General features: G+C 56.8%; 15 protein-coding genes. 8 read left to right on the top strand and 7 right to left on the bottom strand.

Translation table 11 applies throughout. The features are described 5' to 3' along the window. Positions 1-21 precede the first annotated feature (21 nt). Complete coding sequence (glgX, locus tag AS026_RS23890; protein ID WP_062371983.1) at positions 22-2,100, bottom strand: glycogen debranching protein GlgX; 2,079 nt, start codon at positions 2,098-2,100, stop codon at positions 22-24. Positions 2,101-2,281: 181 nt separating this feature from the next. Between glgX and AS026_RS23885 the strand changes: the two genes are divergently transcribed. Further along, positions 2,282-2,629, top strand: a complete 348-nt coding sequence (locus tag AS026_RS23885; RefSeq protein WP_062371981.1) for a hypothetical protein — start codon at positions 2,282-2,284, stop codon at positions 2,627-2,629. A gap of 76 nt (positions 2,630-2,705) precedes the next feature. Here the strand turns inward: AS026_RS23885 and AS026_RS23880 are convergent, their stop codons facing one another. Both AS026_RS23880 and AS026_RS23875 read right to left on the bottom strand, forming a co-directional pair. Beyond that, entirely contained in the window at positions 2,706-3,200 is a 495-nt protein-coding gene (locus tag AS026_RS23880; protein WP_062371978.1) for a sigma-70 family RNA polymerase sigma factor, read from the bottom strand. Between the two features lie 216 nt (positions 3,201-3,416). Continuing rightward, entirely contained in the window at positions 3,417-4,313 is an 897-nt protein-coding gene (locus AS026_RS23875) for an SDR family oxidoreductase (RefSeq protein ID WP_205634484.1), read from the bottom strand. A gap of 271 nt (positions 4,314-4,584) precedes the next feature. Between AS026_RS23875 and AS026_RS23870 the strand changes: the two genes are divergently transcribed. The 3 genes from AS026_RS23870 to AS026_RS23860 all read left to right on the top strand — a co-directional run bounded on the left by AS026_RS23870 (position 4,585) and on the right by AS026_RS23860 (position 7,774). Then, positions 4,585-5,754, top strand: coding sequence for a zinc-dependent alcohol dehydrogenase (locus AS026_RS23870; RefSeq protein ID WP_062371976.1), 1,170 nt, complete (start codon positions 4,585-4,587; stop codon positions 5,752-5,754). A gap of 16 nt (positions 5,755-5,770) precedes the next feature. Beyond that, positions 5,771-6,577: an SDR family NAD(P)-dependent oxidoreductase gene (locus tag AS026_RS23865; RefSeq protein ID WP_062371974.1), complete on the top strand. Its 807-nt coding sequence runs from the start codon at positions 5,771-5,773 to the stop codon at positions 6,575-6,577. 339 nt (positions 6,578-6,916) lie between these two features. After that, a complete protein-coding gene (locus AS026_RS23860; RefSeq protein ID WP_062371972.1) occupies positions 6,917-7,774 on the top strand; it encodes an alpha/beta fold hydrolase in 858 nt (285 codons plus the stop codon). A gap of 105 nt (positions 7,775-7,879) precedes the next feature. Here the strand turns inward: AS026_RS23860 and AS026_RS23855 are convergent, their stop codons facing one another. Together AS026_RS23855 and AS026_RS23850 are read right to left on the bottom strand one after the other, a co-directional pair. Further along, positions 7,880-8,116, bottom strand: a complete 237-nt coding sequence (locus tag AS026_RS23855; RefSeq protein ID WP_062371970.1) for a DUF6894 family protein — start codon at positions 8,114-8,116, stop codon at positions 7,880-7,882. Between the two features lie 494 nt (positions 8,117-8,610). Next, entirely contained in the window at positions 8,611-9,102 is a 492-nt protein-coding gene (locus AS026_RS23850; RefSeq protein WP_062371967.1) for a YciE/YciF ferroxidase family protein, read from the bottom strand. 96 nt (positions 9,103-9,198) lie between these two features. Here AS026_RS23850 and AS026_RS23845 point away from each other — a divergent pair, with 96 nt between their 5' ends. The 3 genes from AS026_RS23845 (at position 9,199) to AS026_RS23835 (ending at position 11,216) form a co-directional block, all read left to right on the top strand. Continuing rightward, entirely contained in the window at positions 9,199-10,269 is a 1,071-nt protein-coding gene (locus AS026_RS23845; RefSeq protein WP_062372092.1) for a DNA topoisomerase IB, read from the top strand. Between the two features lie 2 nt (positions 10,270-10,271). Further along, positions 10,272-10,868: a cysteine hydrolase family protein gene (locus tag AS026_RS23840; RefSeq protein ID WP_062371965.1), complete on the top strand. Its 597-nt coding sequence runs from the start codon at positions 10,272-10,274 to the stop codon at positions 10,866-10,868. A 108-nt stretch (positions 10,869-10,976) separates the two neighbouring features. Further along, a complete protein-coding gene (locus tag AS026_RS23835; RefSeq protein ID WP_062371963.1) occupies positions 10,977-11,216 on the top strand; it encodes a DUF2171 domain-containing protein in 240 nt (79 codons plus the stop codon). Between the two features lie 152 nt (positions 11,217-11,368). On the opposite strand, the gene AS026_RS23830 is transcribed toward AS026_RS23835, so the two are convergent. After that, positions 11,369-12,271 carry a hypothetical protein gene (locus tag AS026_RS23830; protein WP_062371961.1) on the bottom strand — a complete coding sequence of 301 codons (903 nt, stop codon included), beginning with the start codon at positions 12,269-12,271 and terminating at the stop codon, positions 11,369-11,371. A 554-nt stretch (positions 12,272-12,825) separates the two neighbouring features. Beyond that, complete coding sequence (locus tag AS026_RS23825; RefSeq protein WP_062371959.1) at positions 12,826-13,056, bottom strand: hypothetical protein; 231 nt, start codon at positions 13,054-13,056, stop codon at positions 12,826-12,828. A 220-nt stretch (positions 13,057-13,276) separates the two neighbouring features. Here AS026_RS23825 and AS026_RS23820 point away from each other — a divergent pair, with 220 nt between their 5' ends. After that, positions 13,277-13,459: a DUF3606 domain-containing protein gene (locus tag AS026_RS23820; protein ID WP_029792717.1), complete on the top strand. Its 183-nt coding sequence runs from the start codon at positions 13,277-13,279 to the stop codon at positions 13,457-13,459. The last annotated feature ends 205 nt before the right edge of the window (positions 13,460-13,664 follow it).

The following is a 13,664-nucleotide window of genomic DNA, read 5'->3' as shown; positions in this document are numbered from 1 at the left end:
CTTCTGCGCCGACTTCTCGCCTCAAGCGGGCGTGCCGGATCTCAAGACAACGAGGCTTCGCGGTGAGAGGCGGTATTCGTCGGCGTCAATCGTTTCTTCACGGGCGTCGGGATCGGCTGTCGTCAGAACTGTTGTCCAGTCATCCTTATCTGCAGGAAGTTTGAAGTTCACGTCACCGTCGTGAGGATTGAACAGAAGAAGGACGTCATTCCATCCTTCGTCGGAATAATCGGATTGTGACAGCCTCAGACCAATGGTCGTGCTTCCAGGATCGGACCAATGTTCCTCGGTCTGCACTCCGCCGACGGGATTGAACCACGTGACATCCATGCCGTCGCGCCAGGTGTTACGCCTGAAGATCGGGTGCTCACGGCGCAACTTGATGAGCCTCGTCGAAAATTCCCGTAGCTCCTCGGCACTGGCTGGAAGGTTTTCCCAGTGCACCCAGCTCAACTCGCTATCCTGGCAGTAGCCATTATTGTTGCCCATCTGGCTCCGACCGAACTCATCGCCAGCCAGCAGCATGGGCGTCCCATGGGATAAGAACAGCGTCGTCAGAAAGTTTCGTTTCTGCCGATCGCGCACCATGTTGACCGCTTCATCACCTGTTGGACCTTCCACGCCATAATTGAAACTCTGATTGTCGTCGTGGCCGTCCTGGTTGTCTTCGCCGTTCGCTTCGTTATGTTTTTCATTATAGGAGACGAGGTCATTGAGCGTGAAGCCATCATGCGCCGTGATGAAGTTGACGCCAGCCCATGGCCTGCGCCCGCGCAGATCGTAAATGTCGCCGGAACCGAGCACACGGGCGGCGAAATCTTGCGTCATCCCGTCTTCGTCCCGCCAGTAACTGCGAAGCGTATCTCGATATTTATCGTTCCATTCAGCCCATCCGGGTGGAAAGCCCCCGACTTGGTAGCCACCCGGTCCTATGTCCCATGGTTCGCCCACGAGTTTCACCTTTGAAAGCACCGGGTCCTGGCCGATTGCATCGAAGAACCCGCTACGCTGGTCGAAGCCTTTCGGTTCGCGTCCTAAAATGGTTCCGAGGTCAAAGCGGAACCCGTCGATGTGCATGGTCTCCGCCCAGTAGCGAAGGGAGTCCGTCACCATTTGCAGCACCCGGGGATGCGAGGTGTTGATCGTGTTTCCGGTACCGGTATCGTTGATGTAGTAGCGAGGCTCGCCCGGCAACGTCCGATAATAAGAGAAACTGTCGATCCCCTTGAACGAGAGCGTGGGGCCGAGCTCATTGCCCTCGGCTGTATGATTGTACACGACGTCCAGGATCACCTCGATGCCGGCGTCATGGAGGGCCCTGACCATGTCGCGAAAGCCGGCCATGCCGTGAGGGCCGTAGTAGCGCGAGGCCGGTGCAAAAAAGCCAAGGGTGTTGTAGCCCCAGAAATTCCTCAAGCCCTTGTCGAGAAGATGCGCATCGTCGGGAAACCAGTGAATTGGCAAGAGTTCGATGGAGGTAATGCCAAGGCTCTTGACGTAAGCGACAATTTCCTTGTCCGCGAGGCCCTCAAAGGTTCCCCGAAGATTGCGGGGGACTGCCGGGTGCAATTGCGTAAACCCTTTGACATGACACTCATAAAAGATGGTCGATGACCAAGGGATCGAAGGCTTGGCATCCCCCTTCCAATCATAGGCTTGCGCATCAACGACACGGCATTTCGGCATGTCCGCCGCGCTGTCGGTGTCATCGAATGCCAGGTCCTTTTCAGGGTTCTCCATCTGATAGGCAAACTGGGCCTGGCCCCAGTTGATTTCGCCAACAAGCTCCCGTGCGTACGGGTCAACCAGAAGCTTGTTTGCATTGAACCGATGCCCGCTTTCAGGCTTATACGGTCCGTCAACACGGTAGCCGTAGAGCGACCCGGCCTTGAGACCGGGAATATATCCATGCCAGATCTCGTTGGTGTATTCCGGAAGCTCAATTCGTTCGATTTCTTGTGTTCCATCATCGGAAAAAAGGCATAGCTCCACGCGTTCGGCATGAGCGCTGAAGAGTGCAAAGTTCGTACCATCCTGGTCAGGAGTGGCGCCGAGGATCGTATAATCACCGGCCTGGATGCGGGAAGGGGGTCGGCGCATGGCATTTCCTTGGGAGACTGGAGATGAGAACACGTGAGGCTTCTTTAGGTTCCGGGCTGTTCAAGAACATGGGGTCTCGAGCATGCCGGCAGTTCTGTTGCCGAAGTAGCATCGAGGCATCTCGAACAGCGGTTGGAACCATGTCAGGCAAACGCGGTTGGGACGGCAGGAGGACCCATCCATGAGCACTGGTGACGACAAGAACATCAAAAAGTACGAAGCCGATCCACGCTATCAAGACGAGGACGCAATTCGACAGGAAACGACGCGGCGTTGGCTTATCTGGGGAGCGGGGATTGTCGGCCTGGCAGTATTCATGGTGGCGCTGCTCAGCTACCTCGTCTGGCCGCCTGCCGTTAGGACGGATCCCGCGCCAACCGCCTCGACGAAAGCGCAAATGAAAGAGCCGCCGTCAAACGTACCGCCGGCCGTAGCGCCGACAACGATCGACCGTAGTCCGTCTCCAAGTGGAGGCGGCAGCGGACCAACGGGCGTGACAAGTCCAACAGGTACCGAGAAGGTAAAATAGACTATCGTTTGTGGGGTCGTCTCCTCTACGCGGCCAAGCCAAAGCGTCTTGATCCGCAGCGAAGGCAATGCCCTCGTCAAATTGCCAGTGCTTCGCCGTAACTGACTGCGCCAAGCGAGCTCAACAGTCGCGATCGGGCACGGCCGACACGGCTTTTGACCGTGCCGATCTCACAATGCAACCTATGGGCAGTTTCTTCGTAGGAAGCGCCGGACGCGACCAGCATAAGCGCCTCCCGATAAAGGGGCGAGAGACTGTCGATGGCCTTTTCGACATCCCTGTAATGCATTGCCCATTCCTGCGATGATGATACGGGAACATCGGACAATGCCGCGTCTTCGTCTATTCCAAGCGGACTGCGCTGTGAGGAGCGGGTTTGGCTGAGGAACGCATTCTTCAATATGGTGAAGGTCCAGGATTTGAGGTTCGTGCCGGGCTCGAAATGGTTCCGGTGTGCAAGCGCCTTTGTAATGGTCTGCTGGACCAGGTCATCGGCATCGTCGGAATTCTTCGCGAGTTTCAAGGCAAAGGCATTAAGGGCGGGAAGAAGGTCAGTTAATTGGGTTTCCACTTGACGGGCTCCGTCATTGTTCCGCAGACAAATGGTCGGGCAATCAATCTGTTCCGGAGGCTTGGAAAAGGGTCTAGTACCGTACAATGACGAGGCTTGGAAAAGGCACGGCTTGCGGATCGGATAGAAAGTCGCTCCTCCCGATCAGTGTCGAGATTACGAGAACGCAGGCCGGGGTCTACGCTCGGAAATTGATCGTAACGTAGCTTCCCGTGCCTAGATCATGATCTCGCCGCCGGTCACGGGGACCACGGCCCCATTCATATAGCTGCCAAGCTCTGAGGCAAGAAGGACGAAGGCGCCCGCCAGTTCGGCGGGTTGTCCTGCGCGACCGATCAAGGTCTGCTCACCGAATTTGGCAACCTTGTCAGCGGGCATTGTCGACGGGATGAGCGGTGTCCAGATCGGGCCGGGTGCGACTGCATTGACACGGATTCCCTTGGCCGCAAGCATTTCGGCGAGGCCTGCCGTGAAGTTCGAGATTGCGCCCTTCGTCGACGCGTATGGCAGGAGATAGGGAGACGGTTGTCGCGACTGGATGGATGTCGTGTTGATTATGGTGCTGCCGCGTTTCATGTGCGGAACTGCCGCCCTTGCAAGATAAAAGGGAGCATAGATGTTGGTGCGGAATGTTTCATCCCATTCCTCGGCGCTTATGTCGGCGATATCGGCATAGGTGCGTTGGAATGCCGCGTTGTTCACCAGAATATCTATCTTTCCAAATTCTTTGACAGCCCGCTTAACCAGCGCCTCGCAGTGGTCCACGGACTTGATGTCCCCGGGCACCAATATTGCTTTGCGTCCTGCCTTTTCCACCCAAAGACCGGTATCGCGCGCATCGTCATCTTCATTCAGGTAAGACACCACGATATCAGCGCCCTCCCTGGCAAAGGCGATCGCTACCGCCTTTCCGATCCCTGAATCGGCGCCTGTGATGAGGGCAACTTTTCCGTCTAGCTTACCGCTGCCTTGGTAGCTGTGTTCGCCATGGTCAGGGACGGGGTCCATCATTTTGGCAGCGCCAGGAGGTTCCTGATGTTGCGAGGGGTATGGGGGCTCGGGTCGGCGTGCATCGCTGGACACCTTATCACTCCGCGTTGGTCGTCCTGGCATCCAAACCTTTCTGGGAGGGAAGGGTTCCTGAGTTGCTCCAAGCGTCGTTCGTTCGAGTAAGCGTGGAGGGAGCGTTTTCGACGAAGGTCAATCAGATGAATTCTCCACGTCGCGTGGGCGCCGGGCTTCCTCGTTGACCGTCGCTTTTCCGAAAAACCGCGCAATCGCGAACCGTCCTGGAACATCGGGCGTCGATCAAGGTTTTGCCCGAACGTTGCAAGCGACCGGTCCCAAATCTCATCCAGAATTGATCTGTGAAAAGGGGAATTGCATGAAAGCCCTCACTTGGCACGGCAAGCACGACATTCGATGCGAGTCGGTTCCAGATCCGGGGATCGAGGACAGCCGCGACGCCATCATAAAAGTCACCGCCTGCGCAATTTGCGGATCAGATCTCCATCTCTTCAACGGCATCATTCCGGACATGCATGCAGGCGACGTTATGGGTCATGAAACCATGGGAGAAGTCGTTGAGGTGGGAAGCGACAACCACAAACTGAAGGTGGGGGACCGCGTTGTCGTTCCCTTCACGATTTCCTGCGGTGAATGCTTTTTCTGCAAGCGGGGCTTTTTCTCCGGCTGCGAGCGATCGAACCCAAACGCTGATCGGGCGAGAAAACTTTGGGGAAGCTCGCCCGCCGGCCTGTTCGGCTACTCACATATGCTCGGCGGTTACAGCGGTGGTCAGGCAGAATATCTGAGGGTGCCTTACGCGGATGTCGGTCCTATCAAGGTTCCTGACGGCCTTAGTGACGAGCAGGTCCTGTTCCTATCCGACATTTTCCCCACCGGCTATATGGCCGCCGACTTCTGCGATATAAAGCCAGGCGATACCATCGCGATCTGGGGCTGCGGCCCCGTCGGTCAGATGGCGATCAAGTCCGCCTTTTTGCTGGGTGCGGAATGTGTCATTGCCATCGATACCGTGGCGGAACGCCTGGGCCTGGCAAAGCAGTCCGGCGCCATCACGCTCGATTTCCGCGATCACGACATCTATGACCAGATCATGGACCTGACGGGCGGACGAGGAGCGGATGCCTGCATCGATGCCGTGGGAACGGAGGCAGATCCATCCGCCAGCTGGGACTCTCGCATAGACCGCATCAAGGTAGCGGCCTTCATGGGGACGGATCGCCCGCATGTTTTGAGACAGGCTATTCAATGCTGCCGCAATTTCGGCATTGTCTCGATCGTTGGAGTGTATGGCGGTTTTCTGGACAAGATTCCCATGGGATCGGCGATCAACCGCGGCTTGACCTTTCGAATGGCGCAGACACCTGTCCAACGCTATTTGCCGCTCCTCATGGAGCGCATCGAAAAGGGCGAAATCGATCCTTCGTTCATCATCACACATCGTGCGGGCCTGGAAGATGGGCCTGAGCTGTACAAGACGTTTCGAGACAAGCAGGACGGCTGCATCAAGGTTGTCCTCAAGCCCTGAACGAAGGAGTTGCGCAATGGCAAGTGCGGGATTGGCAGTTGTGACAGGAGCGTCGAACGGAATAGGATTGGAACTTGCGCGTATCGCCGCGTCGAAAGGCTATGATCTGATCGTCGCAGCCGATGAAGCGGAGATCGATGAGATGGGCGCGCATCTCCGGGATTTCGGAGTGGCGGTTGATGCGCTTAATGTCGATCTTGCGACAATTGAAGGTGTCGATCGTCTCTACGAGGCAGTTGAAGCTGACGGTCGTTCAGTTGATCTCCTGATGGCCAATGCCGGGCGGGGTTTAGGCAAGGCCTTTCTAGACCAGGACTTCTTGGAAGCTCGCCAGGTCATCGACACCAACGTCGTCGGCACGGTCTACCTGGTCCAGCAACTTGGACGTCAGATGCGAACGCGTGGGAGCGGTCGAATACTGATTACCGGCTCGATTGCGGGATTTATTCCGGGAAGTTATCAGGCGGTGTACAACGGTTCCAAAGCATTTCTGAACAGCTTTTCCTTCGCATTGCGCAACGAGTTGCAAGACACTGGCATAACCGTCACCTGCCTGATGCCTGGCCCGACGGATACGCGCTTTTTCGAGCGGGCGGACATGCTCGATACCGAAGTTGGTCAAGCGGTGAAGGATGACCCACAAGATGTCGCCAAGGTCGGCTTTGACGCGATGATGGATGGAGAAGCGGACGTCGTCGCAGGCTGGAAAAACAAGTTTCAAGCCGCGATGGCGAATGTCACGCCCTCTGCAATGCTCGCAGAGCGGCACGCGAAAATCGCCGCACCTGGAACGGCCAACAAACATGATGAGCCTGAAGATTGAGACGCAACACGAGAGTTGAGACGCGCGCAAGCAACCCGGAAAACGACCGTCGATCAGTCCATGGCAAGCGCGCTGCCGGACAGGTAGGGTGCTCGCCTGCCAATTCGTTGGCCATGGTGAGAAACCGGAAAAATCACCATGTTCACCATCCCTGTCGCGTCCGGTTGACACGGCGCGCGCTCCAAAGTGCAACACTCATTTGCGATCATCGGTTCCACTGACATGCAAGACAGATCCGTATTGTGTCGAAGTTCGGAGCAATTTTCGGGAAGCCGAAGTTGACCTGCTTTTGGCGGTCAATGTCACGGCTGACGTGGTCAATGATGGAGCCAAACGAACGTGTTTTGCGGCTTTGAGTTAAAAACAGTCGATGTCGGGCCAGGGCAACTGCGGGTCCGCCACGGTGGCTCCGGTCCACCCTTGCTGCTGTTGCATGGACATCCGCGCACTCACATGACCTGGGCGACCGTGGCAGACCTTCTTTCTCCATACTATACGATCGTCTGCCCCGACCTGCGAGGATTCGGGAAATCCTTCCAACCGCAGGATTCGCCTGACAGCCATGCCTCGTCTAAGCGAGAAAAGGCTATGGATTGTCTGGAACTGATGCGGACCCTCGGATACCACACATTCTCCGTTGCCGGGCACGATCGCGGTAGCTACGTCGCGTTTCGGCTCGCGATGGACCATCCTTTGGCGGTGAAAAGGCTAGCGGTCATCGATAGCATTCCGATCATCGACCATCTCGAGCGCATGGACTGGCGCTTTGCCCGCGATTGGTATCACTGGTTCTTCTTCTCTCAAGAACTCAAGCCGGAGGCAGCGATAAATGCCAATCCTTTGGGTTGGTATGACGCGATCAAACCTGGCCCCATGGGCAAGGAAGCCTATGACGACGTCGTTTCGGCACTCACGAACCCGGTGGTCATCCATGGTATGGTCGAAGACTATCGTGCGGGGCTGACGGTCGACTGGAAACATGACGTCGAGGATCGAAAGCATGGCCGGAAAATCCAGTGCCCGTTGCTGTGCCTGTGGTCACGTTTCGATGATCTCGTCGATCACTTCGGAGACCCTTTGCAGATCTGGCGCTCGTGGGCAAACGATGTACAGGGCCATCCGCTGGACAGCGGCCACCATGTCGCTGAAGAAAATCCGCAGGCATTGGCCGCCTCCCTCAGGCTCTTTTTCGCGTAGCACGGCTCTTTTGACGATCGTCTTTCATCGGGCGATTGTCCCTTGGGCTGTTGGCGGCGGATGATACAGTCCAGCATTTTTGAGGGAAAGCTGGGATAAGGATGCTCATTGGCCCGCCACGATCGAGCGTAGCGCTATCACGGCCACGACGGTGCGTGTTTCATCGACAATCTCGATGCTGCGCCCGTCGGCCGACCCTCCATTTCTGATTTCCGCTGCAAGCAATTCTCGAGCAGCGCCATTCGCTTCCGAAATTGCACTGGTGAGATCCGAAAGAAGAGTGCCATCTGGATCCTCGATAAGGTCGTCGCCCTCTCGGATGTTGAAGAAAAATCGTTTCATGGTCCTAACCTTCCTGGCAGTGAAGCTTGGTCCTCCACCGCGCTTGATGACGGCCACGTAAGGGCTGGAGAGACGAGGCCAGGTCCTGGAGTGACATGCGCTGACTGCTGGAAACCCTAAGAGCGCTTTGACAGCACCTTATAGCGTCTTCGTCGACGTCGGCACCAATCCACTCGTTGCGAACTCTTGGGTGTCGGTTGAAGCCTAACGCGAGTGTGCATTTGTGGCGTTGAGTGCTTTGCGAACCTCGTCCTCTTCCCACCCGGCGCTAACTGCGGATGCAACGAGATTCGCAATCCTTTCGGTCTCGGACGCATGTGACGTCTCATCCAGAAACCGCTTTGCGGGCAGGAGACACTGGATGAGGTTTGCCTCTCGCGCTTGCGCATCGTCACAATAGCTCGGGGATGCAACATATGGCATCTTTTCATTCCTGTTTCTGCAAGCTTTGAGGAAAGCTCGGCCGCATACGAGATCGGCCGAGCTGACCGTGCCTAGGCTGCCTTTGCGTTGGCTGCTGCCATGGCGAGCTGTGTCAGTTTCTTGTCGGTCGCTTCTTCCTCTGCAAGGCTCTGCTTCAGCAACGGGATTGCATCCCTCAGACCGAGCTGATTGGCCCAGGCGATCAGTGTGCCATAGCGGGCGATTTCGTAGTGCTCGACGGCCTGCGCGGCGGAAATCAGGCCGGCATCCAATGCTGGAGACCCGTTGAATTCTTCAATGATCTCCTCGCCCTCTGAGATGATACCTTGTATCGCCTCACAGGTCTTGCCACGGGCAGGCTTGCCAATAATCTCAAATACCTGCTCTAGGCGCTCGATTTGCCCCTGGGTCTCGTCGCGATGTTGGAGAAACCCAGCTTTGCCTTCCTGCGACTGGGCAGCGCGCGCCATTTTCGGTAGCGTCTTCAGGATCTGCTTTTCCGCGTAGTAGATATCCTTCAGCGTGTCCAGGAAGAGATCGTCCAGTGTCTTTTGAGTAGCCATCATGTCCTCCGAAAGTCGAGTTTGCGCTGCCCAAACTCAAAGCTTGCGCGGATGTTCCCGAAAGGAACTATGACCCTCGTTCGGTGTTTCGTGACCATGACAACGATGCTCTCCAAAAATGCGATCGCCGCGGTCGTTGCGGAAGCCAAACTTTCAACTGGCCTTATTTATCTTTCCAGCCTGGAGGCGGGGATTAAGCGCAAGCGCGGCAAGAACGGCTTTCTCTACTACGCCCCGGACGGGCGCCGCCTGACGGATAAAGAGGAGATCGCCCGCCTGAACGGGCTGGCGATTCCGCCCGCTTATCGCGATGTCATCATTTCGCCCGATGCTCGATCGCATCTGCAGGCGGTTGGTATCGATACGCGTGGACGCAAACAGTACCGATATCATCCTGAGTGGAAGGCCGAGCGCGAACGCGCAAAATTTGACAGGTTGGCCGACTTTGGCATGCGGATTCCCGATATTCGCGAGCGCGTTGATACCGACCTGCGTGCGCGCGGCCTGACCATTGACAAGGCACTCGCAACCGTCGTGTGGATGCTCGACAATCTCTATATCCGCATCGGTAACGCCGGCTACGCTGAGACAAACAAGTCCTACGGATTGACGACCCTGCGCAATCGGCATGTCAAGATCGAGGGTGCGACCGTAAGATTTCGCTTCAAGGGCAAGTCAGGCAAGGAGTGGAACCTCGCCCATTCGGACCGCCGGATCGCCAACGTCATCCGTCGACTGCAGGAGCTCCCCGGTCAGCAGCTGTTCAAGTACATCTGCGAGAATGGTGATTGCCGGCAAATTTCCTCCCAGGACGTGAACGCCTATATCAGGGAGGTCGCGGGTGATGAATTCACGTCGCGCCAGTTTCGAACATGGGGGGCCACCTGCCTGGCGGTCGCGGCGTTGGCGCCGCTCGATACCGCAAGCTCAGAGCGGGCAGTTGTTTTGCAGATGAACGAGGCGATCGATCTGGTCGCCGCCAAGCTGGTCAACACCAGGGCCGTCTGCAGGTCCTCCTATATCCATCCTGCCGTATTCAGCGATTTTCGCGCTGGTCGACTGGGTGACGTGCTCAGACGCAAGACGACCAGCCAGCGGTTGCTCAGGTGGATGGACGAGGAGGAAAGCGCTGTCTTGCATTGGCTCAAGTCACAGCGGGACGAATAGAAATGCGCGTGGAGCGGTGGATTCATCTTTGTATTGATATGCAGCGCATGTTTGCAGAAGACACTCCATGGCAGGTGCCATGGATGAAGACTGTTTCACCGGAAGTGGTCGAGGTTGCATCCCGCTTTCCCAAGCGCACGATTTTCACGCGATTCATTCCACCACGAAATGCGGAAGTCATGCCGGGGATGTGGAAGGCCTACTATGAAAAGTGGCCCATGATGACGACAGATCGGCTAGCGCCTGAAATGATTGCGCTTGTTTCTTCCTTGCATGCTCTCGTTCCACCGGCCCGTATATTCGACAAGTTTCTCTATTCTCCCTGGGTCGACGGCCGCCTTCACTCCGCGCTTGGCAGCGAGGAAGTCGGGACCATCGTATTGAGTGGCGGCGAGACGGATATATGCGTCCTAGCTGCGGCCCTTGGCGCGATCGACCTTGGATATCGTGTGATCTTGCTGAAGGATGCCGTTTGCAGCAGCGCGGACGACACGCATGACGCTTCCCTGCAATTACTGGGAGATCGCTTCTCGGTACAGGTCGAAATCATGCGAACTGAAGAATGGTTGATGGATGCGACGGATCCAGACCTGCGCTGAATCTTCCAAGTATCCAGACTAAACAGGCTGGAGCATCCCCTGCAAAGGGCGGAACCATTTGGACCATCTCGAGTTGGAGACTTCAGTCCAACAAAGGAGATTATAGTCATGATTTCAGCCAGCGACATCAAAGACCACATGGAAGTCAAATCTGCCGACGGCCAGCATATCGGAACGGTAGATTATCTCGAGGGAAGCGAGAGCATCAAACTCACGAAGTCGGATTCTCCAGACGGAGAACATCACCATCTCATTCCCCTGGAGTGGGTCGACCACGTCGACGCACAGGTTCATCTTTCAATGACCGCATCCGACGTGCGCTCCAAGTGGACGCATCTGCCGAACTAAGCAACAAGGCCTGCGGTTGATTGGCCGCGGGCCTTTCCGCATGGTCCCTCTCGCCAGCGACTTTCTTTCCCGGACAGCACCTGCGATCTGGTATACCGAGAAAGCGTGCTTGGCGGCACACTTTCTCAATTGGATCCAACGGAGATTGAAGGTCAATATCGGGTGGCGACCAGGTCCTCTTCCTCGTCGCGCTGCCTGCCACCCAGCGCCGCGGCAGCAGAGGAAATGAAGGCTCCAATCAATAGGGACAGGGCGCCAACAAGGGCAGTGGTGGCGGCTGCTTTCCGAGCCTTGTCCAAGGCATCTTGACTGGCGACCTTGGCATCCTCGATCTGCTTCAGAACTGCGTCGACCCGGGCGCGGGCATCCGCTTCAGAAAGATTGATGCGTGCTGCGACGATGCTAGCGATATAGGTTTTGTCGTTATCTGGCACCTCGCCCCGTGCCGCTCCTTGCAGCAGAATTCTTGTGATTTCCGCGCTTGCCGCTCCATCATCTTCACGCGCCCGCTGGGTGACTTGTTGAGGGCGAAGCAGCGCGTCGGTGAAGTAGGACGTTGAAAGATCGGTTCCGTCACGCGAAACCGCGCTCGCGGCCCCCGCTGCGACCCCCGCCGTATTGGCAGCAGTGCCGACAGCGCTCGCCCCTGCTCCGGCAAGGGACGTCAAGGACGACGCCAGAAACCCTGCCACGAACAGCGTTGCCAGAGCCCAACTGAGAAAGCCATGGGCGGTATCGCGAAAGAAAACTTCGTCGGTGTGTGCCGCAGCCCACTTCGTTCGAAGTCGCCCCGTAAGATATCCTCCGAGGGCAGCAGACAGCCACTGAACAACAACGAGCCAGATCGCTGCGGACACGCCGACCGTTGCAGCCGAGCTGTTTTCGCCAGACCACGGCGACACCATCGTCAAGCCCATTCCCGATCCTACCAAAAGGAGAATGAGTGTAATTCCCGTCGCAGCAACGGCGCCACCGATGATCGGACCCCAGGCGAGCCCAGACGTAGAAGACTCGACCGGGAGAACGTCAGTAACTTTACTTTCGTTTAGAGACATTCTGGCCTCCTACCGCATGAAGAGGACGAGCAGGATAACGATCGGCAGGGGGATGCCGAGAAGCCAGAGTAAAATACCTCGACCCATCTGAATAACCTTTCATAAGAGATTCTTGCACGCTTCGAACGCTGCGCCCCAGACATTGTTCCCTTTGCCAGTTAACCTCGCTGCCCCGCCCGGCACGGGCGAGATGCTTTGCGCTTGAGCGTTCGCAGCTCCGTGACAAGACGATGATTGACGGCTCTACGCCATCGCCCACTACGATTGGCGGAAAGGCAAGGGGAGGGACCCTGATCCTGCCGAACTGGGCTGCGGCCGAACAGGTGCTGCTAGCTCGGCCGGGCGCTATTCTGGTCTCAGCCGCCCCGAAGTTCGATGATCCTGAATGGTCGCTCTGGTTGCCTTTGGGAACGGTTGCTGAGCTTGCTCGGGATCATGACACTGGAACCCGTCCAATGTCACGTCAGAGCCGCCACCTGAGACGGGTGACTTGGCCATTTCCGCGGAGAGATTTTTCCGCCAGTGTTTTAGAACGGCGATATTGGCGCTTCGAGTTAGACTGTTGCGCCGGCATCAGCCGTTTCTGCGGGCGAAGCCGACGCGAGCATGGTCACGGGGACCGCCGAAACGAACAATGAAGAATGCGCGTTGATGATCCGGCCGGACTCAAACTTCAGGAGAGGGCCGTCGATATCAATTACACGCTCGGTGAACCGAACCTCGTTCCATCCCTCCGAAGTGCCTTCAATCAGAGTAAAATTGTATCCTGTGCCGATATCAAACATGTTGTTTTCCCCCTTCGGTCAAGGTGACACAGGAAGCTTTGGTGTCAAGGCTCGAGTCCAGGAGCGCCAGAAGCAGGGTTTCAATGGCACACACTCTGCGCGGCGCCGCAGTAGACTGCCAACCGTCCGAGTGAATTCGGCTGATGGTCAAGCAAGTGTCTTTCTAGCAGGAACATTGGATTCCTCTGTGCGTTCCGCCTCCGCAGCAGAGGAGAAAGTAATGTCCGACGACAAATCGAAGCGGGGTCAGGTTGACCGCAGTCGCGCTTCCGCAAGCGAGCCTTATGAAGTTGCCTACTTCGCGAAGAAGCACGGGATCTCCAGCGAGGATGCAAAACGCATCATTATGCGGCACGGGCCAGATCGCGATGCTGCCGACAAGGCGGCATCAAGACTTAAGTAAATGCCCAATATGATAGATGGCGTCTGTCCGGGAGCGCGTGCCGATGACCAACGAGGAGAGAGGTCCGGCCGCGTCAGCTCTGCTCGACGAGAGGGCGGTGGCTGCTGTTTGAAGGGATGTAATCACACCCCGCTGCACTGCGCTCACACGAGCCATGAGCCTTCTCTTCGTCCTTGATGGCGAAATTTTCCCACGCCTTCGGCCA

Source organism: Rhizobium altiplani, assembly GCF_001542405.1.
GTDB lineage: Bacteria > Pseudomonadota > Alphaproteobacteria > Rhizobiales > Rhizobiaceae > Rhizobium > Rhizobium altiplani.
The sequence above is the reverse complement of the archived record's forward strand: the minus strand, read 5'-3'. Positions and strand labels throughout refer to the sequence as shown.